The following is a 22,971-nucleotide window of genomic DNA, read 5'->3' as shown; positions in this document are numbered from 1 at the left end:
CCTTTCGCGCTGCACCGCCTTCGCTGGGCGGTGCAGCGCAGGCGGGCGGTGTCAGGCGCCGGACGGGCCCAGAGCAGGCGCCTCCTCGTCCGGCACGCGCTTGTCGATGGATTCCCGCGCGAACCACTGCTGCAGACACTCCAGCAAGGCAGGTGAAAGCGGCAGCGGGTCGATGTCCCGCAAGTCAAACAGCGCCGGCGGCCCTTCGCAGGCCGAGAGGTGGTGAATCATGTCGGGGACCACGTGATGCTCGGTCGGGACGTCCACCAGTTCAGCCAGTTTCCCCGCGCTGTCGGGCGTGCATTGGAGGTCCTTCTCACCCGAAAGCAGCAGCATGGGGCAAGGGACGTCGCGGTAGATCCGGTGCATGTCCAGCTCGATCAGCTCGCGCAGCCAGCGTGCGCTCACGCGAGCGCTGCCCAGACGGACAGTGCCCCCTTCCAACGTCCGAACCCGCTCCAGCAACTTGCGCAAGCTCTGGCCATACGGGCCCGTCAGGCGGTTCATCACCCGCAGGATGAGACCCAACAGTCCTGGCACATCGGGCAACTCACGTTCGATCTGGTCGGCCTGATGAATCAGCATGGCCTCCGCGCCATCGACGAAGGGGCAGAGCTGTACGAGCGCCCGAGGTCGGTGGACGACCCTGGCCGCCAGTTGCGCCGCCATGGCTGTTCCTTCGCTATGTCCGACCATGTACATGCGCTCTGGGTCGCAGAAGGGCGCGGTCACCAGCGACTCCCAACACGCTTGGGCGTCACCAACCAGGTCGTGATACCCGGTCTCAAGAAAATTGCCGCCACTCGCACCGGCACCGCGCTTGTCGTACCGGTAGCTGGCCACGCCGAACTCTGCAAGAGCTCTGGCCAATTTGGCGTAGATGGCGGGTCCGCGGCCGCGAACGTTGCCATTTCTGTCCACCTGGCCGCTGCCCTGCAGAATCAGCGCAATCGGAAAACGGCCCTCGGCGGGGAGGCAAAGACTGCCCTTGATGACAATGCTGGAGCGTTGCACGTTCCAGTCTTTCTCGATGATTGGCATGAACTACTGACTGATTGAGTAGATGGCGCAGTCTAGCGGCCCTTCGTGACGGCGATGCAGCGAGCGTGGAAACCCCCAAAGCTGCGCAGCCACACCTGCGCGGTTCATGCGTGGGCCTGGCGCTTGACGGCAGAACTCAAGCGGCCGGGAGCCGCCCAGGAGGTCGCGAGGTCGAGACCGACCGCGGCGTGCAGGGTCTTGCTGGCATGCGGCCCCAGATGCCCCTTCAGCGACCCAAGGAAGGGGCTCCATGCCAGGAACACGAGCTGTTCATCGTCGCCACGAGTCAGGTGCGGCTCGACTTGCTCGGCCAGTGAACAGGCGAAAGCAAGATGCCTCTTGCGGCGAGGATCCTGACGGGGAGCAAGACTCGTTCCGCCCGAGCGTTGGTCTGCCGCGGCATGCCGCAGGTGGCCATCGACAAGCTCGCTTGCTTTCAATCGCCCACCCGGGGTCCCGCGCCTCGCGGAGAACCTACAAAGCTCTGAACTTGGCCCGCAGGGGCTCGCTTTCTGACGGCCCAAAGGCCGCGTGGTCGATGGTCCCATGCCGTCGTCGAGTGCTCAAGCAATGTAGGCATCAGCAGGGCGCCTCCATTGCGCTGGCGCAATCCCGCCGGCACAGCGGCGGGTAGATTGAACCCGAGCGACTTCCGGCCTCCTTGCCAGGGCCTCGGATGGGCGAAATCACCATGAACCGCAGGCTGTCAGTGCAGCCACTGATGGACGGGGGCCCCTTGAGGCCGCCCCCCCGCGACAAGCGGCTGAAGCAAGTGCGGTCCCGCCCGGATGGCCCCCACTGGATCGATGTTCAGGCCGCCAGGAGTTCGGCAGCTTCGTCACGGTGGACGTCCGCACCGCCGGTTCTTCACATCGACGAGGGCGTTGACCACGGCGGTGATAGCGAGCCCGAGGGGCCCCCTGAGGCAGATCGCGGCTGTCACTGATCCATGCTCGCCAGGGCAGGGTGCTGGGCCTAGCCTCAGGGCATCCTAGAAGGAGACGGCGATGCGTCCTGGTTTGCGACATGAGGCCCTTCAGTTCCTGTCACCCAAGACAGGTCCCTTGCTGTTGCCGGTGCGCTCGGCACTGTTCGGCCTGGAGCGATTTCACCAGCATGGCATCAGCCTTGCCCATGCACAGCCCGTTGAACGACGCGCCGCATGGCATCGACGCGTGCGGACGCCCCACTTCTTTCCTCGTCTGAGGATCAACATACGAATGCTGGAGCGGGCACGGGGCTACCTCGATCTGCTGGACCGCGAAGGCGAGGCGCAGAGCCCGGCCGCCGAATGGCTGCTCGACAACTTCCACCTGGTCGAGGCCCAACTTCCGGAGGTGCGCAGCGGCATGCCTAGAGGCTACTACGCCCAGCTGCCCAAGCTACGGCAGCAGCCGCTGGCCGGACTGCCTCGCGTGTATGGCATTGCCTGGGCTTTTGTAGCCCATACCGACTCCAGCTTCGACCCGGCTCTGCTCAAGCGCTTCCTGGAGGGCTATCAGGCAGTGGATGTGCTGACCCTGGGCGAGCTGTGGGCCTTGCCAAGCACCTTGCGGGTGGTGCTGATGGAAAACCTGGCACGGCTCGCCGAGGTGGTGGCGACCACCCGCGCGGCTCAGGATGCCGCCAGCTGGTACTGCGACCAGGCGGGCGCTGGATCACTGAGTCAGCTGGAGCAATTGTTCGAGCAGGTCGAGCACCGGAGCGTCGGGCCCATCTTCCTCGCGCAAATGCTGCAGCGCCAGCGTGCCCTCCACATGGGCGGCGTGCCTCCGTGGAGCGAATGGCTGAACCGCAAGGTGCCCGACGCCCAGGTGCTGCTGGCCAGCACCCAGGCGGCGCAGGCGGCCGACAACGTCAGCGTCAGCAACGCGGTGACGGCTTTGCGAAAAATCAATGACTTCGAGTGGATCGAACTGGTTCGCGCTGTCAGCCCGGTCCTGTCGATGCTCGCGCAATCGCCAGCGTTCCTGGCCGACAGCGAGCTGACGCAAGACGCCATCACCCACGAGATCGAGTACCTGGCCAGAACCTTGCGCCGATCGGAGCTGGAGGTGGCTAGGCAAGTGATGCTGCTGTGCCAGGCTCCGAATGCGCCCACGGGCACAGGGCCAGCGCACTGGGCCATCGGTTGTGGGCGAGACCAGCTGCTGGAGGAGCTCCATGCGGACCCTTGCGGTATCAGGGACGCCGCCCGCCACTGGTTGCGACGTTGGCGAGCGAGCTTGTATGGGGGCGCACTCGGCCTAGGGGCTGTCTCCGGCCTGGCCATGCTGTTCGGTCGCGGCCATGCGGGTTGGCTCGCAGCGCCTGCGCTCCTGCTGGCAGCCTTTCCGGTCCTTGAATGCGTGATTGCCTTGGTGCACAGGATGCTGGCCGAGGCGGTTCAGGTGCAGCGCTTGCCCCGCCTGGCGCTCGACGAGGGGCTGACGCCATCGCTGAGAACACTCGTTGCAGTGCCTTGCCTGCTTACCTCGCAGCGTTCAGTGCACGAGCTGCTGCAGCGGCTGGAGCTCCACTACCTGGCCAATCCGGAGTGCTGCGTCCAGTTCGCGCTGCTCAGCGACTGGGTCGATGCCAGCCAGCAGGCGCTGCCCGAAGACGCGACCTTGCTTGCCGTCGCGCATGCGGGCATTGCGCGGCTGAATCAACGCCATCCCGCACCGGATGGCGTTGCCCCTCGCTTCCTTCTGCTGCATCGGCAGCGCAACTGGTGCGAGGGTGAGGGCGTATGGATGGGATGGGAACGCAAGCGCGGCAAGGTCGAACAGTTGTTGGCGCTGCTGGCGATCTCGCCGACACAGTCGTCCTTTCTGGACCTGGGTCGTGTCAGCCGGCCCGAGCCTGAAGTCCGCTTTGCGGTGGTACTCGACAGCGACACGGAACTTCCTCCAGGCAGCCTGCGGGAGATGGTGGGCATCGCAGCACATCCCTTGAACGAGCCGCAGGTCGATGCGGTCACGCGGCGTGTCGTGGCGGGCTACGGCATCCTGCAACCGCGCGTGGCAGCTCGCTTTCCGCAGCCCGACACGGTCACGCCCTTCGGCTGGATGTTCACGGGGCCCTGGGGCACGGACGCCTACAACAGTGGTTGCTCGGAAATCTACCAGGACGTTTTCGGCGAGGGCAGCTTCTGCGGCAAGGGTCTGTTCAATGTGCAGGCCGTTCATGAGGTGCTGCGCGACCGAGCAGTGCCCTGCAGGCTTCTCAGCCACGATCTGTTTGAGGGCCTGTGGGCGCGGTGCGCCTACCTCAGCGACGTTCTGGTCCTGGAATCGCACCCAATGCACCCGGACGTGGCGGCCTCACGCACCCATCGCTGGACGCGGGGCGACTGGCAACTGCTGGCCTTCATGGGGGCGGTGCTTGGAGGAGGCGTCGGTGGTCTCAATGTCTGGAAGATTCTGGACAACCTTCGCCGCAGTCTGCTGACGCCCGCCTCAGTGGCCTTGCTCTGGCTGGCCTGCACCACGCAGGTCATGGCCCCCTGGCTGGCGACGGCCACAGTGATGGCTGCGCTGGGCCTTGGCCCGCTGATGGGTGCCCTGGCTGGGTTCGTGCCGACGCGCTCGCACATAGCGTGGCGGCACCTGCTTCACGAAGCTGCTCGGGAGCTGGGGCGGGCCGTGGCCGGCTCTGTGTACCAGACGATGACACTGATGCATGCGGCATTGCTACACGTGGATGCCATCGGTCGCACGATTTGGCGCCTCTTGGTGAGCAAGCAAGGGCTGCTGCAATGGACCACTTCCGCCCAAGCCCAAGTCGATGCAGGGCATGCCTGGTGGAACTTCTGGCAGCGCCATGCGCTGAGCAGCGGCGCGGCACTGGCCTGGTGGGCTGCGGGCATGCTGGTGCCGGGTGCCAACCAGGCCTGGCTCAGCGTCTTCGGCCTCCTGTGGCTTGCTACTCCCGCCTGGCTCTGGACCGCAGCGCGGCCCTTGCGACCGATACGGCAGCGCCTGTCGCCAGCCGAGCGCAGCTACCTCGAGCAGGTGGCGCGCGACACCTGGCGCTACTTTGACGAGCATGTCGGAGACGCCGACCACGATCTGCCGCCAGACAATCTGCAGCTGGAACCTCGCCCCATGCTAGCGGGCCGCACATCGCCGACCAATATCGGCCTGTACCTGCTGAGCTGCGCCTGCGCACACCGCCTGGGTCTGATCGAGGCGACTGCGCTGGGAGGGCGCATCGACCGCTGCCTGGCCACCATGGACCGCCTGCCGCGCCATCGCGGTCATCTCTTCAACTGGACGGACACTCGGACGCTGGAAGCGCTCACGCCGCACTACGTCTCTGCCGTCGATAGCGGGAACCTAGCGGCCTGCCTCTGGGCCGTGGCCCAGGCGTGCCGGGAGCTCGGTGTCCATGAGCCGGAGGGGGCGCGCTGGCGCCAGCGCGCCCGCAGGGCAGACGCCATGGTGGCGGCCATGAACTTCAGCTTCCTCTATGCGCCGAAGCGCCGCCTTTTTCACATTGGATTCCGGCTGGACGATGCCTCCCTCGATCCGGCCTATTACGACCTGCTTGCCTCCGAGGCTCGGCTGACCAGCCTTGTCGCCATTGCCAAGGGCGACGTTCCCCGGCGCCATTGGGAGGCGCTGGGGCGTCCCTTCCTGGCCGTGAAAGGCCAGCCCGCACTGCGCTCGTGGTCTGGGTCGATGTTCGAGTATCTGATGCCTGCCTTGCTTCTGGAGGAACCGGAAGGAGGGCTGTTGCAGCGCGTTTCTGTCGCCGCCCTGCAGGCCCACTTGGCTTTCGGCGCCACGCACCGCATTCCCTGGGGCGTCTCCGAATGCGCCTACTTCGCCCAGGACCACACGCTGGCCTTTCAATATGCACCCTTCGGCGTGCCAGGTCTTGCTCTGCGGCGAACACCAGTCGAGGACCGCGTCGTGGCGCCTTATGCGACTGCATTGGCGACACTTGTCGATGCTCCCAGCGCCATACTGAATCTGCGCAGGCTGGAGCAGCTGGATGGCCGCGGTCGATACGGCTTCATCGAGGCTCTGGACTTCACGCAGACGCGCATCGACAGCAAAGGCCCGCAACATGTCAGGACCTTCATGGCGCACCATCAGGGCATGAGCCTCGTGGCCTTGACCAACGTGCTGTGTGAGAACGCTGCTCGCCACTGGTTCAGCCAGGCACCGCAAGTGCAGGCCTTTGCCTCGTTGCTCCACGAGCGCATGCCTCGCGAGATCGCCCTGCAGGAGCCCATCCAGCCGCGAGCGCCGCATCTGGCGGACGGTGCGGCCTCGGTCGTGTCCGTGAGGGAATTCGACCGGGACCAGGTTCAGGGCGCGAGAGCAACGCAGTGTCTGAGCAATGGGGGATACGCCGTGACCTTGCGTCCCAACGGAGCGGGGACAAGCAGTTGGCGTGGCAATGCGATCAGCCGCACGCGCGATGACGCCCTTCGCGACATGCATGGTCTCTGGCTGCTGGCTCGGCTGCAGGGAGAGGCTCAATTCCATTCATTGACGCAAATGCCGTCCCCGCGACCACACATGCGCTATGCCGCCCGGTTCTTCAGTGACCACGTGGAATTCCTTGCGGACTGCGATGAGTTCGAGGCGCTGATCAGCGTCTGGGTCGCGCCCGACGATGACATTGAGTTTCGCCAGCTGACCTTGCACAACCGGCGGGAAGAGGTGATCGAACTGGAGCTGATGAGCTACTTCGAGGCCGTTCTGGCCCCTCAGGCCGCGGATGAAGCGCACCCGGCGTTCTCCAATCTGTTTGTGATGGCCCAGGCTGTCGATCCCCACGCACTACTGCTCGAACGACGACCACGGCTGCCGGATGAACCCAGCGTCTGGGCCATCCATTTCCTCGGTGCCTGCGACACGGCCCCCGATCAGGTGGTCCTGTGCTGCGACCGCGAGCAGATGCTGCCACGGGGCACGGGGATTCCCGCGATACGGCCTGGCGATTCGCCGGCCGTGGCGGGGGCACGGCTCAGCACTGGGCTGGACCCTGCTGCCTCGGTCGGTCTGCGGCTGCGCCTGCCGCCGCGCGCGCGCGCATCCTTGACCTTCGCCACGGCTGCGGCGTCGGACAAGGCCCGCCTGCTGGCCCTGATGGACGAGTATCGCCAGAGCGTTCACATGCAAAGCGCTCGCACCATGGCTGCGGCCCTGGCGCGGATCCGTCGCCGCGAACTTGGCCTGGACGCCAGCGAACTGCATGCAGCGCAGGACCTGGCCGGCGCCCTGGTGCAGTTCCGCGGCCGCCTTCGCCCACTGCCGCCACTGGCCGTGGATCGGCGGGCGCTGTGGCGCTTCGGCGTCTCGGGCGACCGGCCGATCGTCCTGGTGCGGGTGAGCTCACCACAGGGACTTCCGGCCATCCGGGCGCTGATGGCGGTACAGCGCCTGTGGGAATTCGCAGGAGTCCCCATGGACCTCGTGATCCTCAACGGCGAGCCAGCGTCCTATCTGATGCCGCTTCAAACGCACTTGACCTCCTTCCAGCACGAGTTGGGGAGCACGCAGCACGAGCAGCCCGTACGCGCCAGCGTACAGCTGCTGAGGGAGGGCGAGGTATCGGCAGCAGAGTTGTGCGCGCTCATGGCCTGTGCCCGGCTCGAGTTGCACGCGGATGGCAGGACGCTGGAAAGGATGGTCACCGCGGCCCTGGGCACGCTGTCCCAGCCCGATTCAGGGGAGGGCACCGGTCCGCCCCCCCCACACACCACGCCGCTCGTGCCCGATGCCTGGGCACCCAACCGCTTCGGCGACGAGGGGCGCAGCTTCCTGATCGACATCGATGCAGCCCATGTGACACCTCGTCCCTGGTCCAACGTGCTGGCCAATCCCCAGTTCGGCTGTCTGGTCACGGAGAGCGGTGGCGGCTTCACCTGGGCCCTCAACAGCCGATTGAACCAGCTGACGCCCTGGAGCAATGACGCCTTGCTGGACCCGCCCTCGGAGCATTTCCTGGTCCGGGACCTGGACAGCGGCCAGGTGTTTGGCGTGTTGCCAACGATGGATCGCAATGGCGCGCAGGGCTATCGCGTGCGACATACGCAGGGGAGCAGCGAATTCCAGCACCTTCGCGACGGGCTCCTGGTACGGGCAACGATCGCCGTGGACCCTTTGGAGTCGGTCAAGTGCATTCGTGTTCAGGTGCGCAACAACACCCAGCACCGACGGCGTCTCCAGTGGGTCGCCTGCGTCGAGTGGGTACTGGGCGCGCAGCGGCGTGATCGCATGACGCTCGGGACCGAGTCCATGCCCGATCTCCATGCGGTGCTGGCGCGTCAGCTGGACCATCAAGGTGGATTTGGCGACGGATGTGCCTTCCTGGCCTTGTCCGGTGCTCGGCCAGGAGACTGGACCTGCTCGAGGGAAGCGTTCCTTGACTTGCAGGGGCGCGTGCGGCTGCCCCGCGTTCTGGGGCGGGTGGCCGGTGTCGGACTGGACCCCTGCGGCGCACTGGCCGCGGACGTCGAGGTCGGCGTTGGAGAAACAAGGGAACTGTGCTGGATGGTCGGCTATGCCCCCGGAAGAGAGGCCGCCCTGGCACTGTTGAGGCGCATGCTCGCGCCCGGGGTCCTGTCCGGCCTTCCCGAGCGAGCCATGCAGGACTGGGACAAGCGACTGTCTCGCTGTGTCGTGCATTCGCCAGACCCGTGCTTCGATGCGATGGTGAACCGCTGGTGGCCCTACCAGGCGGTGGCTTGTCGGCTCTGGGCGCGGGCCGGCTTCTATCAGGCGGGAGGAGCATTCGGCTTTCGCGACCAACTGCAGGACGCTCTGGCGCTGGCCTGGACAGAGCCTTCGGCGCTGCGCGAGCAGATCCTGCTCCATGCCTCGCGTCAATTCCCTGAGGGCGACGTCCAGCACTGGTGGCATGTGCCCGGGGGGGCCGGCGTACGTACGCGCTTCAGCGACGACCTGTTGTGGCTGCCCTTCGCAGTGATGCATTACCTGGAATGCACGGCGGACACCGGTGTGCTTGATGCAGACGTGCCGTTCATCGACGGGCAGTCCGTGCCGGCAGAGGCCGAAGATGCCTACTTCGTGCCGGGAGCCAGCTCGCAAAGCGCCACGCTATACGAGCATTGCGTGCGAGCCATCGATCACGCGCTTCGCTTTGGCGAACACGGTCTGCCCCTGATGGGCACAGGGGACTGGAACGACGGCATGAATCGCGTGGGACATGAGGGCCGAGGGGAATCGGTCTGGCTGGGCTGGTTCCTCTTGCGCATCCTGAGCGGCTGGGCGCCTGTGGCCAGTTGGCGCCATGACGATGAACGGGCGCAGCGCTGGAGCGGCGCATGCAGTCGTTTGCGGGCAGCCATGCAGCGCGATGGCTGGGATGGCCATTGGTACCTGCGAGCCTACTTCGACAACGGCCATGCGCTGGGCTCCCAGGTCAATGTGGAATGCCGGATCGATCTGATTGCACAGGCCTGGAGCGTCCTGGCCTCAGAGGCTCCCGATCCTCGGGCCAGGCAGGCGATGGACAGCGTCGATCAGCTGCTGGTCGATAGAAGGCTTGGCCTGATTCGACTCTTTGACCCGCCACTGCAGAGAGCCGCTGACAACGCCGGCTATGTCCAGGCCTATCCTCCCGGCGTACGCGAAAACGGTGGCCAGTACGCCCATGCGGGGGCCTGGGCTCTATTGGCTCAGGCACGCCTGGGGGACCCGATCAAGGCCTGGGAGTACTTCCGCATGCTCAGTCCGGCCCACCGCGCCACTGACGAATCCGCGCAAAGGCGGTACCGACTGGAGCCCTACGTCATGCCCGGCGACGTGTACTCGGAAGCTCCCTATGAAGGGCGGGGTGGCTGGAGTTGGTATACCGGGTCGGCGGCGTGGATGTGGCGGGCGTCGATCGAAGGGCTGATCGGTTTGTCCGTGCGCGCCGATGCCCTGCAGCTGTGCCCTTGCCTTCCACCGTCCTGGCAGGAAGTTGAGCTTACCCTGGTGATTGCGCACAAGGCCATCAGGCTGCGGCTGCAAAGGCTGTCGGTGGCGCTGCCAAGCCAGGCCCGGCCCTGCTCGGTGGGACAGTGGGTCCCCTTGGCCGACATTCCGGAGAATGGCCTCTTGTGCTGGGTGCTGCCTCCGTCGTGACGTACCCACCAGGTATCGACAAGGCCAAAGAGCCCCTTGACTGCTCCGCTGCTAGCTTGCTGCCACGGATGCGGCAAACAGGAGCAGCACCAGCACGAGCAGGGTCACGGCATGCCTTATCAGCAACTGCAGCAGGCGTTCAGCTACATGCAGCAGCCGAACATGGCGCCTGCGGCAGTGTTGCATCTGATCGGCCAAGTCGGACAGGTCCTGCTCGACAAAGCCAGCAGGGCTCCAGGGAGCACTCAGCGGCGCAAGGACGGGAATGCAGGCATCAAGCATGGAGACCTCCCACGGTCACAGCAGGCAGTTGAAGCGAAAGCCAGCGGGCGGCATGCTCGGCAACCTGCGCCATCGCACCCGGCTCCGCAAAAAGATGCGTGGCGCCAGGCACGATGACCAGCTCCTTCAGAGCTGGCAACTGCAGCATGGCCTGGCGATTGAGTTGCAGCACCTCGGTGTCCAGCGCGCCGACGATGAGCAGCGTGGGCGCCTTGATGCGCTGCAGCGCCTCGCCCGCCAGGTCCGTCCTGCCGCCACGCGAAACAACGGCATAGACACGGAAGGGCTGTGCTGCCGCAGCACTCAAAGCAGCAGCAGCGCCCGTACAGGAGCCAAACAGCGCCCAGGGCAGGGATGCGAGGGCAGGGCGCCTGTCTATCCAGCGAATGGCATCCACCAGTCGCTGCGTGAGCAATCGAATATCGAAGACCTTGGCGCGATCCGCCGCCTCCTGGGGCTCTAGAAGATCAAAGAGCAGGGTGCCAAAGCCCTCGCCGTGGAGGGTCCGAGCCACGCTGCGGTTTCGCACGCTGTGCCTCGTGCTGCCGCTGCCATGGGCAAACAAGACCAGCGCCCTGGCCGGGCGAGGCAAGGTAAGCCATCCATCCTGGCCATTAGGTCCGATCACGACATGCTGAAAGGTGGGAGCGGTCTCGTCCATGCGGACTCCTTGCCGGCCCTGCATCGAGCCGCGGATGACGGCTTCAATGTAGGAGCGTTCACGGGGGTGCCGATTGCGCCATCGCAATGCGTGCCTTGCCTTGTGCGGGCATCGTGTCCGCCAAGGAGTGATCGATGAACACCTTCACCAAGCTGGTACTCGGCGCCATGGGACGGTTGCGACCGGAGCCCGCACTGGGCGCTTCGGTACGTCGCATTGTCCTGCCGGCGCCTCGCCACGAAGGTGGCATGGGTTTGCTGGAAGCGCTCGAACTGCGCGGCTCGTCCCGTGAGTTCAGCAGGACGCCACTGACCATGCAGATGCTGTCGGATCTGCTGTGGGCCGCCGATGGCGTCAACCGCCAAGGCAGCGGCCGCACGGCGCCCTCTGCACTGGGTGCGCAGGAACTCCAGGTTTACGTGACCCTGCCGCAAGGTGCCTACCGCTACCTGGCGCACGACCATGCGCTGGAGCTGACCTCAGCCTCCGATGTCCGGCGGATCACGGGTTATCAGGACTTTGTCGAAGAGGCGCCTCTCGATCTGGTCTATGTCGCCGATCATTCGCGCATGGCCCTTGTACCGGTGACCCAGCGCGAATCCTTTGCTCATGTCGCTGCCGGGGCGGTAGCGCAGAACGTGTATCTGTTCTGTGCTGCGCAGGGCCTATCGACCGTGTTGCGTGCCTGGATCGACCGTGAGGCGATTGCCCAGGCTTTGGGACTGCCGATGAGCCACAGCGTGCTCCTCTCCCAGACGGTTGGCCATCCCAAGACCTAGCCTGGGCGTCTCGAAGGCTGTCTCGGGGGCTGGCCGAGCCCAGGCCGAGCTTCGCACCGCGCCCCCCTCTCGGCACCGCTCCCAAGCGGTCAGGCGACTCAGGCCGCGACGTCCATCGGCGCCCATCGCGATCAAGGCGCATTGACGCTGGATGGCTTCGTAGGAAAGCCCGCAGTGATGCATAGCAAGATCAGCCGGGACTTCGTCCGGGCTGCCCGCTCGAGGGCTTGCCCCAGGGCACGCTCGGCAGCCTGACTGCCATCGACGGGAACCCGAGTCCTTGGATTCTTTTCGATACCGCTGGAGAGGTATCCGCTTCACGGTGCGCGTACAGCGGCCCTCAGGGCAGCCAGCTCATCCAGCAGATCCAATGCCAGCGCCGCTCCAGGGCCGTTGACGCCGAGGTCGTTCATCAGGCGCAGGGCACGTCGTGCGCGTAGCAGGCTGGCCCCGCCGAATCGCCAGTGCGCCTGGGTATCACCCAAGGGCTCCAGGATCCCATCGTTCACCAACTGGGCCAGGGTCTCGGCACTGCAGGCGCAGGCACTGCACATCTCATCGGGGTCGAGCCAGAGGTCCACATCGACGACGACGAACACCTGGGTGTTCCGCGGTTGAGCAGCTGGAGGCGGACTAGGCATGGTGAGTCACTCCGTTGATGGCCTGTGGCCAGCTTGGGCGCAGGCGCGTTCCAGGTCCCGCCAGGCTTGTTCCACGGCCGGCGAGTCCACCCGCGGCATCCGCAGGATCACTTCCGCGTACAGGTCCCCCGGCGGGTCCCCCGGCAGTCCTCGGCCGGCCAGACGCAGCTTGTGACCGGGCTGGCTACCGCGTGGCACTTTCAGCGCCACCGGGCCTCCTGGCGTCGCCGTGGTGACCGTTGCGCCCAGGGCCACCTCCCAGGGGGCGAGAGGGAGGTCGAAGTGGACATCACGGCCGGCCAGGCGATAGCGCGGGTGCGGCTCGAGTTCGACCTCCAGATAGAGGTCCCCGGCAGGCGCTCCCTCGCCGCCTGGACCTCCCTGGCCTTTCAAGCGCAGCTGCTGGCCGGCTTGCACGCCCTTGGGGATGTGCACATCGACCCGTCGCTCTGTCATGAGCATCTGCCCCTCCGCGTTTCTGGCAGGCGAGCGAAGGGTCAGTACACGGTCCGCACCTTGGTACAAGTCCTCAAGCCTCACCCTGACTCTTGCGTGGTGGTCCTCACCACGCACTTGGCCAGAACGGTTGCCCCGCCGGCGGCCTGGCCCGGCCGCGCTGCCGAACAGCGCATCAAAGAAGTCGCTGTGCTCGGCAAAACTGCCGTCCTGATGGGCACCATGGAACTCGAAGTCCTCGTCCCAGGTCCGCTCGGCCCGGCCCGGCGCCCGCTGCTGCTGCCGGTCCCAGTCCTGCCCCACGGCATCGTAGGCGGCCCGCTTTTCGGCATCCTTCAGGACTTCGTAGGCCTCGCCAAGTTCCTTGAACCTGGCCTCGGCGTCCTGCACCTTGCTCACATCGGGGTGGTACTTGCGCGCCAGCTTCCTATAGGCGCGTTTGATCTCATCGGCAGTCGCCGTGCGGGCCACGCCGAGCGTGGCGTAGTAGTCCTTGTAGTCCATGGAACGGCTCCCGGTTCGCGGACTTGCTCCAACCCTAGTCCTCCAACCCGTGCATTCCCTTGCGGCGCATCAAGAGCGTGCCAGGCCAGCGCAGAGGTTTCCGTGCGCCGCCGCAATGCGGGCCCTGGGGCTGGTACAGACTGAAAGCATCTCCCAGTGGATCGACGGACGCCAGATCGACCTCGGGGCGATGACCACCTCGTCCCTTACGAATCTGCCGGATGCGCTTGACGCCCTTCCTGTCAGTTGCTCCGGCTTTTGCAGCAATTCCTGCAAACGGGCGAGGAAGCGGGCCCCGCATCCAGTCGCTCAACCGACGATCGGTCGATACGGTGGTTTGCAGCACATGCGGGGCCTCGCGAACCACCAGTTCCTTGGTCTCCTGCGCCAAGGCAATCGCCTCATGCAAGCCATGCTCGGCAGTCTCACGGCCATCCAGGAGAACCAAGGTTCGTACATACATAGTACATAGCGAAACCTCCAGGCATGTGCATTGCCCGACGCCTCCTGGCATGGGGTCGCAACACGATGAACTGAAGAATGCTCAGCCCTCGCCGAGGAGCGCGCCTGGCTTCGAAGGGCGCCAGGAAAGAGGCCATCACCGCGGCATGAGGGGTTCCAATGCAGCCTGTACGGCATCGCTGACGCTCTCAAGTGGCTCAAAGCTCATCGCCTCGCGCACCGAGGCAGGCACCTCACGCAGGTCCCTGAGGTTGCGCGCTGGCAGTAGCACTCGACGTATGCCGGCACGTTGGGCGGCCAACACCTTTTCCTTGATGCCCCCGACGGGGAGCACCAGGCCCCGAAGACTGATTTCCCCCGTCATCGCAAGATCCGGACGCACCGCCCGATCCCTGAACAGCGAGGCCAGTGCCACGAACATGGCGACGCCGGCGCTCGGGCCATCCTTGGGTACTGCGCCCTCGGGAACATGCACATGGACATCACAGTGCTCGAACTCGCCGGCGCCAATGCCCAGCGCAGCGCTTTGTGCCTTCACCAGCGTCAAGGCCGCCTGAGCACTCTCCTTCATCACGTCGCCGAGCTGGCCCGTCAGGATCAGCTTGCCGCTTCCATGCGTGCGCATGGCCTCAATGAAAAGGATGTCACCGCCAACCGGCGTCCAGGCCAGACCCGTTGCCACGCCTGGCAGGCCGGTGCGCAAGGCCACATCATGCTCGTAGCGGGCCGGGCCAAGTATGGCGTCAAGGTCCGCCACACCGATCACCACGCTGCCTTTGTCGCCTTCTGCCACCGCCAGCGCGGCGTGCCGCATGACCCGCCCGATCTCTCGCTCCAACTGGCGCACGCCGGCTTCGCGGGTGTAGTCCTCCACCAGGGACACCAGGGCCTGTACGGTCAGACTGCATTGCGAATCCGCCAGGCCGGCGGCGCTGCGCTGGCGAGGCATCAGGAAGGCTTGGGCGATCTGCAGCTTCTCGTCCGGCGTGTAGCCCGGCAGTTCGATGAGTTCCATCCGGTCCCGCACCGGCCCCGTGACGTAGTCGATCACGTTCGCCGTGCAAAGAAACATCACGCGCGACAGGTCGAAGGGAACGCCCAGGTAGTTGTCGCGAAAGCTACCGTTTTGCTCAGGGTCGAGGATCTCCAGCAGGGCGGCCGTCGGATCACCGTGCGAACTTGCGGACATCTTGTCCACCTCGTCGAGCATCATCACGCAATCGCGTGCGCCCGCCTTGCGCAGACCTTGGATGATGTGGCCAGGCAAGGCCCCGATATAGGTTCGTCTGTGGCCCCGCATCTCGGCCTCATCGTGCACGCCGCCGAGCGAGACCCGAACAAATGGCCGATCCACGGCTCGTGCAATGCTTTGGCCGAGCGATGTCTTGCCTACGCCCGGCGGTCCGGCCAGGCATAGGATTGGCGCGCGCCCCTGTGGATTGAGCTTCTTCACCGCCAGGTACTCGATGACCCGGCGCTTGACCTTGTCAAGGCCAAAGTGTTCGGCTTCCAGTACGGCGCGTGCGACCTGCAAATCAATGGCCAGGGGCTGAGGCTCGCGCCAGGGCAGCTCGATCATCCAGTCGATCCAGCTGCGCAAGGCCCCGCCTTCGCCGGAGGACTCCGCCAGGCGATGGAGCCGCTTGAGCTCCTTGCGGACCTGAGCCTCGGTCTCCGCAGGCATGGCCGCCTCGGTGATGGCCTTGTCCAGCTGCTCAAGCTCCTCGTCGAGCGCCCCGTCCTCCCCCAGCTCCTCCTGAATGGCGCGCATCTGTTCGCGCAGCAGGAAGTCTCGCTTGCGGTCGTCGATCTGCTCCTTGGTACGCTCCTCGATCTCGTGCGACAAGCGCAGGACTTCGATCCGATGGGTGACCAGACCCAGCAGCCGCTCCAGCCGGGCTTCGATCGCCAGCACTTCCAACAGCAGTTGTTTCTCGGCGGTGTCGATGTCGATCAGGTTGGCGACGATGTCGGCCAGCTGTGACGAGGAGCGGGTGGCCGTCAAGGCATGCGACAGTTCTGCGGGCACGCCAGGCAAGAGGGAGAGCAACTCCACGGCGCGCTCGCGCAGCTGAAGGCCCAGCGCCTCGGCCTCTGTGCTCAGCAGGCCGCTCTCGATCGGCCGCTCCACCCGGGCCGCCATGAAGGGATAGCCATCGACCAGTTCAATGATGCGGATCCGCTGCAGCCCCTGGCACAGCGCGTGCTGCAGCCCATCCTCGCTGCGGCTGGCCTGTGTCACGGATGCCAGGGTTCCTACATCATGCAGGCCGGCGCGGGCCGGTTCGTCCTCGCGGATGTCGCGCTGCAGCACGATGCCCAGGGGCACCTTGGCCTGCAGGGCATGCTCCAGGGCTGCGATCGACTTCTCCCGTCCGACACTGATGGGCAGCAAGACGTGAGGAAACAGCACGACATTGCGCATCGGCACGATGGCATAAACGTCGTCGGGCAGGCGCAGGGGGCTGCCGGGACTCTCGCTCATCGCCAGCTCTCAAGGCCGGATGGCCCGTTGCCAGGCCTCGGCCAGCTGTGGCGGGACGATCACCGGCATCTCGCTCCGGCTGGCCTCTAGCGTGCCCCCGGCGTCCATGGTGACGACTTCATGCTGGGCGGTGCTGGCAATGGACATGGTGGCTCCCGATGTGTTCCAGACAAGCCAATTTAGGTGTCTGCCTGCCATGGCCATTGCGATTGCGCAATCCGCGCGCGCCGGCCTGGTGGTGCCCAGGCCCTCAAGCACCGCCCTGCAGTGACCCAGATCACCACCGCACGGCACGGTGCCGGCATCATTCGAGCACGGGGTGCCCATGGCGGCGGGTGCCTCTCTTCTTCTACCGGCACGCCGAGATGGGCTCGCGCTGACCGCGTCCGCCCCGTTCAGCCCCGGGGAGTACGGCGATGAACATCCAGTTCAAGCATCGCGCGCAAGGCAGCACGCTTCTGGGCCAGCGGCTGCTCACCATGGACTTGGACATGCCGGTCGCCGTGGCACTGCCCCGTGGCGGCGTTCCGGTGGCGGCGGAAGTGGCGCGCGCACCGTCTGCCCCCTTGGACCCTCTGCTGGTGCGCAAGGTTGGGGCTCCCCAGCAGCCGGAGCTGGCCACCGCCGCCGTGGTGGATGGCCCGCAGCTGACGCTGAAGTTCGACGAGAAGACCCTGTCCTTGAGTGGCGCCACGCGAGACCATGTCCTTGCGCATCTGCCTCGCCATCTGGCGGAAATCGAACGGCACCGTCACCTCTACATGCCGGGATGGGTGCCAACGGACCTGCTTGCCCGTACGGTCATCTGGCGAGGAGGTCGTGGCGCTGATGCACCAGTTGCCCCGCTCCGCAGGCGTAGCGACGGGCTCGGCACGGCAGCCCCACCGCCGCGCAGTGATGCCTTAAGCAGATTCCGCCGAGTGCCAGCACCCAACAGTGGATTCACAGCTCTACTGCCCCATGACCGGGCGGAGGCATGCCGCTTGAATCTTGCTAAAGGTCAAGACAGCGACCTTCAAGCGTGCCATGCTCCCAAGCATGACCCCACCTCCTTCGTCAAGGCGGATTCGTGTGATTCTGGTCGATGATCATCGACTGATTCGCGAGGCGCTGCGTTGCTTGCTGGCCCGGGCGGAGGACATCCAGGTCGTCGGAGAAGCCGGTGAGGGTGAAGCGGCCGTCCAATCGGTACGCTACCTGAAACCTGATGTCGTGCTGCTGGACATCAGCCTGCCCGACCTGAACGGTGTGGAAGTGGCGACGCGGATCCTCGAGACGGGCGAGGATGCCCGCATCCTGGCCTTGTCAGGCCATTCGGACCGCCGGTTTGTGAGTGACATGCTGAAGGCCGGTGCAGCAGGCTACGTGACAAAGACGGCCGCCGGGGTCGATCTCATCTCTGCCATCCGGGCTGTCTCCGACGGCCGCACCTATCTCAGTGCTGATGCAGCGAGCGCGCTTGCTTCGGAAATCCGGGACGTCTCGGGGAAGCGCGGCGCCCGCCTTGGGCGCCGCGAGCGCGAGGTGCTGCGACTGCTAGCGCAAGGATTGCGCTCCATGGCCATCGCCGAGGCCTTGAACCTGTCCGTCGCGACAATCGAAGTCCATCGTCGCAACATCATGCGAAAGCTTGAACTGCACACCGTGGCTGAGCTGACCCGCTACGCCGTACGGGAGGGCATTGCTCCCCCCTGACAGCTCAACCCGCCTCGTCCAACTGCTACCGGTTTTGCAGTACTGAGCCTGCACAAAGCTGTGGATTTTTTCACAGCCAAAGAGCCTCTACATTCAGGCAGGCGTGCCGGGAGGACCGCAGAGGACCGGACGCAAGTTGCGAAGCAGCGGGCCGCCCCGGCAGGGGTAAGTGGCCAGATCGACAGGGAGTCGACTGAATGACCCATGACACCATCCTGAAACATGCGGCTTTGCTGCTCGGAAGCAGTGGCGACGCCGGCATGATCACGGATCCGAACGGCACCATCCAATATGTGAACCCGGCCTTCGAATCGATCACGGGTTACGGTCAGGCATCGGCGCTGGGGCGCACACCGGCCATCCTCAAGTCCGGACAGCAGTCGGAGGCGTTCTATCGCAATCTATGGGACACGCTGCGTAAAGGGCAGGAGTTCCGGGGCATTCTGGTAAACCGGCGACGAGACGGCAGCCTGTACCACGAGGAAAAGACCATCCGGCCACTGTTCGACGCAGACGGCAGCGTCAGGCATTTCTTGTCATCGGGAAGTGACGTCAGCACGCGCATCGAAGCGATGGAAAGGCTCCGGTTTGACGCCACGCATGATTCCCTCACGGGATTGCCCAACCGGACGCTGTTCATGGACCGGCTGGAGCAGGCCCTGAGCCGCGCCACCCGCAGCGGCGAGGTGTTTGCTGTGGCCCTGTTGGACCTGAATGACTTCAAGTCCTTGAACGACGCCTTGGGCCATGATGCCGGCGACGCGGCGCTGAGAGCAAGCGCCCAGCGATTGAAGCGCTGCCTGCGCCAGACCGACACGGCAGCACGGCTTGGGGGCGATGAGTTCGCGCTACTGCTCCATGACGCCACCGACGTCGCCCGGGTGATGGCCGCCCTCATGGAGGTGTGCGCAGAACCATGGCGCTTCGATGGGGCACAGCGCCCGCCCCTGTCACTCAGCGTTGGCGTCGCCTGCTTCCCGGATGATGGAAAGAGCGCTTTCGAACTGATGCGCCGTGCCGATGAGGCAATGTATCGCGCAAAGCGTTCAGGCGGGGAGCGCAGCCGCTGGGCCCTGTCACGGACCGCGCTGCAGCCCGAAGTGGCTTCGGTGCCAGCACCTGGGCATGCCCAGTGTGGCCTTGCGCTGCTCGAGAGAGAGGTCGCGGTCCAGCGGCACCTGGTCAAGGCGGGCGACACGATCTACCGAGTCGGTGAAAGATTCCGGAATGTCCACGTGCTTCAGGTCGGCTTGTGCAAGCTGTATGGCCTGTCTGCCGACGGGAAGGAAGGGCTGGTCACCATGCTCTTCAAGGGAGACTGGCTGGGCTTGGACGGCCTCGCGGACGGCCGCTATCGCTGCAGCGCCATCGCGGCGGATGTCTGCGAGGTGCTGACCATCCGCTATGACGCCCTGCTGTGCGCCGGTGCCCGCAATCCGGCTCTGCTCACGCAGATGCTCGCCGCCTTTGCCCGGCAGGACTCCCGGGAGCGCGACACCGTGCTGAACATGCATGCGCTGCCGGCCGAAGGGCGCGTGGCAGCTTTCCTGTGCCGCTGGGCCGACGAGTTGCAGCAGCGAGGACTCCGCAATGACCAGATCATGCTGCCCACCACACGGGCGGAGATAGGTGGGCATGTGGGTCTGCGCCTGGAGTCTGTCAGCCGCGCCATGACCAGCCTGGAACGTGAACAGCTGATCCGCTTCAACTCCCGCAGCCGGCGCGACATCGAGATCCCCAATCTCCTGGCCTTGCGTGACTATGTGAACCGCTTTTCCGAGCGGAATTGATGCGGTGGTGCTCAATCCAGCGAATGGGTGGCGACGGTCCCACGGAGGGTGCAACAGCACCTTGCGCTGACGCAAGGCCGGCCGAGCCGCTCATGCCACGCTGCATGCGAGTGACGACATCAAACAAGGGGGGCAGCACCCTGCGCGTCGAAGACTTATGCCCCCAATTTGGGTCGTGACATGCAGGGATGCGACCCGTGTGGCCGAGCCCCCGCGAATCGAATCAAGCGAGGCCAGCACCTGGGCGCCATGATCCTCGTCCAACCGCAGGAGGGGAGGGGAGGAGAGAGAACGAATCCGTTGACAAGGCAAGCCATGGCCGATCCCCTGATGGACACCTCTCGCACAGCCCTGCAGCAGACTGCCCGCGCGCGCTTGACGCAGACCTGAGCGCGGTTCCTGGCTGCGAGTGAGGCCGCCAGGCCGCCCTTAGGCCATCCCGCCGCAGTCAGTCCCTAGTGCGGACTGTCAAGCAGGCCATGCGGATCACAAGCACTGAGTCGATCCCCCGCTTGACGCGGCGCCAACTGCTGGCTGGAGGCGCCGCCTTGGCACTTGCAGCCTCAGCTGGGGCTAAGACCGGACCGGCCACCGCGCTGACGGCGTCTCGCTTGGGGTACTTGGGTTCGGTCACGCCCTCCTGGCGCAAGCACTGTCGAACGGTGTTCCGGGACAACCCGGTTCGCCGACACACCTCGCAGATGGACAACCCATTTCGCCGGTGCATTCGTCTGATCTTGGCCAACATGCCCACGCTGATCACTCCGGCTTCCCCTGCTCAATCCTTGAGCAGGTCAGTGTGTTTGCGTGGGGCAGTTCTGCGCGAGCGTCAACAATCAAACGGACTTGTCGTCATGGAATTGCAGTCGGCTGCAAATTGAGGCCCTCCGCGCCATTCGTTGCGGCGGCGCAGAGATTGATGCGTGTCAATGTGGCCACGAGGCGACCGGCGCAACATCGGCTCAGAGCTAAGAGGCTCGCTGGAGCATGCACTCCATGATCGCCACGATTCAAAGGACAACCAAGCGACGGCTTGCAGCCGTGATGCTGTTCGTCTGGCTGTTCGCGCTGGTCTCCGGCATGGCCAACGCTTGCGCCTTAGGCGACAGCAGTGCCGCTTTGGCGCTCGGTCAACCTGTTTCACCTCATCACGACGATCCCACGCCGCTCCATGGGCATCACGATCATGGCGATGACGAGAGCGCCGTCGAGTCGAACGCACCCGAACCGCAGGATCACGATGCGGCCTGCCAGAAGTTCTGCGATGACGAACGCGCCACCGTCAGCTTCATTGCCAAGAATCTGGGCTCGCCCGGCAGTCTGCTACCGGTGCTGGTCCAGTTCACTACCTTGGCCTGGACGCCTGAAGTAGTGAAGATCGCGGAAGCCTTGCCCGCAGATGTGCCTCGCTGCGTGACAGGGCCACCAATCCCGATCCGTCTGCTCAGGCTGACCATCTAGCCCTCCGTCACCACGCCTCCAGCATTCGTCGGGAGGCGTCGAAACCGCACGGCATGACGCGCGTGCTGGTGGCGGGGCAGCATGCGTGCCTTCAACTTGGACCCCAGTCGGCCTTCCTCGCCGCAACCTTTCGGAGAGCACCATGAACAAGATTGCAATGATCGCTCCTGCGCTGCTGCTGGCTGCAGGTCTCGCCGTCGCTCAGAAGCCTGCGACCGCGAATGAACAGGACCACCAAGCGCACCATCCCGAGGGCAGGGCTTTGGCTGCAGCGCAGCCGGCCACCAAGCCGGCGCCCAAGGCTGTCGCAGCAACGGCCCAGGACATGGCCATGGCCATGGCCATGGCCACAACGATAAAGGCCATGCAGGACACGCATCAGAAGATGATGGACGCCAAGACGCCAGAGGAGCGTCAGGCACTGATGGCCGAGCGCATGAAGGCGATGCAGGACGGCATGGGGATGATGAAGCAGTTGTCCGGCAGGGGCGCAGGCGCTGGCATGAAGGGAATGCCAGCGGACCCGAAGGCCCGCATGGAGGCCATGGAGCAGCGCATGGACATGATGCAGATGATGATGGAAATGATGATGGAGTGCATGCCTGCAGGTCCGGCCTCGACGGCCAAGTGACGGGAGGGCAGCCGTCATGGAACACAACCATAAGCGGACGCCGTTCTGGCGCTCCCGTTTCGGTTTGGGCTGGCTCGTGCTGGCCGGTGTGGCCGGCTGGTTCCTCTGGGAGGAGCATCGAGCCCACCTGCTGGGCGTCTTGCCCTATCTCGTTTTCCTGGCCTGCCCGCTGATGCATGTCTTCATGCACGGCGGCCATCACCATGGAGGTGGCCACCACCAGCATGGCGACGATCGCGATGAAAGGAAAGCGCCATGAACCACGACGCTCCCGCCTATGGCTTGTGGTCCCTGGTGATCCTCAACTCGGCCGTCTTTGTGATGTTCGCGTTCAGCTTCTTCAAACCAAAGACGGCTCGGGACTGGCGCAGCTTCAGCGCCTTCTCAGCCTTCGTCGTCGCGCTGTTTGTCGAGATGTATGGCTTCCCTTTGACCATCTATCTGCTGTCGGGTTGGCTGCAGACGCGCTACCCGGGGCTGGACCTGCTATCCCACAACTCAGGTCATCTTTGGTCAATGCTGTTGGGTGAAAAAGGCGACCCGCACTTTGGTGCCCTGCACATCGCCAGCTACCTCCTCCTGGGCGGGGGGTTCTGGCTGCTGTCCGAGGCTTGGCATGTGCTCTATCACGCACAACGCCGTCACACGCTGGCAACCGTGGGGCCCTATGCCCGGATTCGACATCCTCAGTACGTGGCCTTTGTACTGATTCTGCTGGGCTTCCTGGCCCAGTGGCCCACGCTTCTGACGCTGCTGATGTTCCCGGTCCTTTTGGTGATGTACACACGCCTGGCCGTCATCGAAGAGCAGGAGCTGAATCAGCAGTTCGGCAACGAGTACCGCCGCTGGGCTGCACAGACGCCCCGCTTCATCCCACGCGGGTCAGGCAGCATCGCACCACCGAATCCGGAGGGCTGATCCGGCCCACCCAGGCCAGGCCGGCATGAAGTCGGCGTTGCCAGGCATTGACCGAGGCCCAGTCCACGAGAGC

At 65.2% G+C, this 22,971-nt stretch carries 19 protein-coding genes and 1 pseudogene; 9 read left to right on the top strand and 11 right to left on the bottom strand.

The window, feature by feature from the left end:
* Window positions 1-51: 51 nt before the first annotated feature.
* Window positions 52-1,041, bottom strand: a complete 990-nt coding sequence (locus tag H5407_RS19830) for an alpha/beta hydrolase (RefSeq protein WP_183106224.1) — start codon at window positions 1,039-1,041, stop codon at window positions 52-54.
* 104 nt (window positions 1,042-1,145) lie between these two features.
* Window positions 1,146-1,589 (bottom strand): host attachment protein, encoded by a 444-nt coding sequence (locus H5407_RS24895; protein ID WP_404935645.1) that lies wholly within the window; start codon window positions 1,587-1,589, stop codon window positions 1,146-1,148.
* Between the two features lie 672 nt (window positions 1,590-2,261).
* Between H5407_RS24895 and H5407_RS19820 the strand changes: the two genes are divergently transcribed.
* Complete coding sequence (locus H5407_RS19820) at window positions 2,262-10,133, top strand: GH36-type glycosyl hydrolase domain-containing protein (RefSeq protein ID WP_183106222.1); 7,872 nt, start codon at window positions 2,262-2,264, stop codon at window positions 10,131-10,133.
* A gap of 51 nt (window positions 10,134-10,184) precedes the next feature.
* On the opposite strand, the gene H5407_RS19815 is transcribed toward H5407_RS19820, so the two are convergent.
* Window positions 10,185-10,415 carry a hypothetical protein gene (locus H5407_RS19815; protein ID WP_183106221.1) on the bottom strand — a complete coding sequence of 77 codons (231 nt, stop codon included), beginning with the start codon at window positions 10,413-10,415 and terminating at the stop codon, window positions 10,185-10,187.
* Complete coding sequence (locus H5407_RS19810; RefSeq protein ID WP_255501339.1) at window positions 10,408-11,076, bottom strand: dienelactone hydrolase family protein; 669 nt, start codon at window positions 11,074-11,076, stop codon at window positions 10,408-10,410. The genes H5407_RS19815 and H5407_RS19810 overlap by 8 nt, the downstream gene beginning before the upstream one ends.
* Window positions 11,077-11,210: 134 nt before the next feature.
* Between H5407_RS19810 and H5407_RS19805 the strand changes: the two genes are divergently transcribed.
* Entirely contained in the window at window positions 11,211-11,855 is a 645-nt protein-coding gene (locus tag H5407_RS19805) for a SagB/ThcOx family dehydrogenase (RefSeq protein ID WP_183106220.1), read from the top strand.
* Window positions 11,856-11,986: 131 nt separating this feature from the next.
* Here the strand turns inward: H5407_RS19805 and H5407_RS24890 are convergent, their stop codons facing one another.
* The 6 genes from H5407_RS24890 to H5407_RS19775 all read right to left on the bottom strand — a co-directional run bounded on the left by H5407_RS24890 (window position 11,987) and on the right by H5407_RS19775 (window position 16,550).
* The gene (locus H5407_RS24890; protein WP_183106233.1) at window positions 11,987-12,151 is read right to left on the bottom strand and encodes a universal stress protein; all 165 of its coding nucleotides are present in this window, start codon (window positions 12,149-12,151) and stop codon (window positions 11,987-11,989) included.
* A 21-nt stretch (window positions 12,152-12,172) separates the two neighbouring features.
* Window positions 12,173-12,454 carry a chaperone modulator CbpM gene (locus H5407_RS19795; protein ID WP_183106219.1) on the bottom strand — a complete coding sequence of 94 codons (282 nt, stop codon included), beginning with the start codon at window positions 12,452-12,454 and terminating at the stop codon, window positions 12,173-12,175.
* A gap of 48 nt (window positions 12,455-12,502) precedes the next feature.
* Window positions 12,503-13,456 (bottom strand): DnaJ C-terminal domain-containing protein, encoded by a 954-nt coding sequence (locus H5407_RS19790; protein ID WP_183106218.1) that lies wholly within the window; start codon window positions 13,454-13,456, stop codon window positions 12,503-12,505.
* Between the two features lie 34 nt (window positions 13,457-13,490).
* Window positions 13,491-13,847, bottom strand: a complete 357-nt coding sequence (locus H5407_RS19785; protein WP_183106217.1) for a hypothetical protein — start codon at window positions 13,845-13,847, stop codon at window positions 13,491-13,493.
* 207 nt (window positions 13,848-14,054) lie between these two features.
* Window positions 14,055-16,403, bottom strand: coding sequence for an endopeptidase La (lon, locus tag H5407_RS19780; protein ID WP_183106216.1), 2,349 nt, complete (start codon window positions 16,401-16,403; stop codon window positions 14,055-14,057).
* 9 nt (window positions 16,404-16,412) lie between these two features.
* Window positions 16,413-16,550 carry a hypothetical protein gene (locus tag H5407_RS19775; protein WP_183106215.1) on the bottom strand — a complete coding sequence of 46 codons (138 nt, stop codon included), beginning with the start codon at window positions 16,548-16,550 and terminating at the stop codon, window positions 16,413-16,415.
* A 269-nt stretch (window positions 16,551-16,819) separates the two neighbouring features.
* On the opposite strand from H5407_RS19775, the gene H5407_RS24045 reads away from it, so the two are divergent.
* The 3 genes from H5407_RS24045 (at window position 16,820) to H5407_RS19760 (ending at window position 19,888) form a co-directional block, all read left to right on the top strand.
* Window positions 16,820-17,491 carry a hypothetical protein gene (locus H5407_RS24045; RefSeq protein ID WP_220800698.1) on the top strand — a complete coding sequence of 224 codons (672 nt, stop codon included), beginning with the start codon at window positions 16,820-16,822 and terminating at the stop codon, window positions 17,489-17,491.
* Window positions 17,475-18,098: a response regulator transcription factor gene (locus H5407_RS19765; RefSeq protein WP_220800696.1), complete on the top strand. Its 624-nt coding sequence runs from the start codon at window positions 17,475-17,477 to the stop codon at window positions 18,096-18,098. The genes H5407_RS24045 and H5407_RS19765 overlap by 17 nt, the downstream gene beginning before the upstream one ends.
* A gap of 197 nt (window positions 18,099-18,295) precedes the next feature.
* Window positions 18,296-19,888, top strand: a complete 1,593-nt coding sequence (locus tag H5407_RS19760; RefSeq protein WP_183106213.1) for a diguanylate cyclase domain-containing protein — start codon at window positions 18,296-18,298, stop codon at window positions 19,886-19,888.
* A gap of 595 nt (window positions 19,889-20,483) precedes the next feature.
* Here H5407_RS19760 and H5407_RS24885 read toward each other — a convergent pair.
* Window positions 20,484-20,642 (bottom strand): annotated as a pseudogene (locus H5407_RS24885) (IS21 family transposase); the annotation flags it as partial.
* A 242-nt stretch (window positions 20,643-20,884) separates the two neighbouring features.
* Between H5407_RS24885 and H5407_RS19755 the strand changes: the two are divergent.
* The 4 genes from H5407_RS19755 to H5407_RS19740 all read left to right on the top strand — a co-directional run bounded on the left by H5407_RS19755 (window position 20,885) and on the right by H5407_RS19740 (window position 22,898).
* Window positions 20,885-21,349, top strand: a complete 465-nt coding sequence (locus H5407_RS19755; protein ID WP_183106212.1) for a hypothetical protein — start codon at window positions 20,885-20,887, stop codon at window positions 21,347-21,349.
* A gap of 331 nt (window positions 21,350-21,680) precedes the next feature.
* Window positions 21,681-21,980: a hypothetical protein gene (locus H5407_RS24450; RefSeq protein WP_255501338.1), complete on the top strand. Its 300-nt coding sequence runs from the start codon at window positions 21,681-21,683 to the stop codon at window positions 21,978-21,980.
* A gap of 16 nt (window positions 21,981-21,996) precedes the next feature.
* Window positions 21,997-22,239, top strand: coding sequence for a DUF2933 domain-containing protein (locus H5407_RS19745; protein ID WP_183106210.1), 243 nt, complete (start codon window positions 21,997-21,999; stop codon window positions 22,237-22,239).
* Window positions 22,236-22,898, top strand: coding sequence for an isoprenylcysteine carboxylmethyltransferase family protein (locus H5407_RS19740; RefSeq protein ID WP_183106209.1), 663 nt, complete (start codon window positions 22,236-22,238; stop codon window positions 22,896-22,898). The genes H5407_RS19745 and H5407_RS19740 overlap by 4 nt, the downstream gene beginning before the upstream one ends.
* The last annotated feature ends 73 nt before the right edge of the window (window positions 22,899-22,971 follow it).

It is taken from the genome of Mitsuaria sp. WAJ17, from assembly GCF_014174515.1.
In the GTDB taxonomy this organism is placed as follows: Bacteria; Pseudomonadota; Gammaproteobacteria; order Burkholderiales; family Burkholderiaceae_C; genus Roseateles_B.
This window is presented reverse-complemented; position numbering and strand designations above follow the sequence as displayed.

Coding starts and splice junctions, on each gene's coding strand:
- H5407_RS19775 (WP_183106215.1), bottom strand. CDS start 16,550: ATGTCCATTGCCAGCACCGCCCAGCATGAAGTCGTCACCATGGACGCC.
- H5407_RS19755 (WP_183106212.1), top strand. CDS start 20,885: ATGATCGCCACGATTCAAAGGACAACCAAGCGACGGCTTGCAGCCGTG.
- H5407_RS19745 (WP_183106210.1), top strand. CDS start 21,997: ATGGAACACAACCATAAGCGGACGCCGTTCTGGCGCTCCCGTTTCGGT.
- H5407_RS19790 (WP_183106218.1), bottom strand. CDS start 13,456: ATGGACTACAAGGACTACTACGCCACGCTCGGCGTGGCCCGCACGGCG.
- H5407_RS19810 (WP_255501339.1), bottom strand. CDS start 11,076: ATGGACGAGACCGCTCCCACCTTTCAGCATGTCGTGATCGGACCTAAT.
- H5407_RS19805 (WP_183106220.1), top strand. CDS start 11,211: ATGAACACCTTCACCAAGCTGGTACTCGGCGCCATGGGACGGTTGCGA.
- H5407_RS19815 (WP_183106221.1), bottom strand. CDS start 10,415: ATGCTTGATGCCTGCATTCCCGTCCTTGCGCCGCTGAGTGCTCCCTGG.
- H5407_RS19760 (WP_183106213.1), top strand. CDS start 18,296: ATGACCCATGACACCATCCTGAAACATGCGGCTTTGCTGCTCGGAAGC.
- H5407_RS24895 (WP_404935645.1), bottom strand. CDS start 1,589: ATGGGACCATCGACCACGCGGCCTTTGGGCCGTCAGAAAGCGAGCCCC.
- H5407_RS19830 (WP_183106224.1), bottom strand. CDS start 1,041: ATGCCAATCATCGAGAAAGACTGGAACGTGCAACGCTCCAGCATTGTC.
- H5407_RS19740 (WP_183106209.1), top strand. CDS start 22,236: ATGAACCACGACGCTCCCGCCTATGGCTTGTGGTCCCTGGTGATCCTC.
- H5407_RS24045 (WP_220800698.1), top strand. CDS start 16,820: ATGAACATCCAGTTCAAGCATCGCGCGCAAGGCAGCACGCTTCTGGGC.
- H5407_RS24450 (WP_255501338.1), top strand. CDS start 21,681: ATGGCCATGGCCATGGCCACAACGATAAAGGCCATGCAGGACACGCAT.
- H5407_RS19820 (WP_183106222.1), top strand. CDS start 2,262: ATGCTGGAGCGGGCACGGGGCTACCTCGATCTGCTGGACCGCGAAGGC.
- lon (WP_183106216.1), bottom strand. CDS start 16,403: ATGAGCGAGAGTCCCGGCAGCCCCCTGCGCCTGCCCGACGACGTTTAT.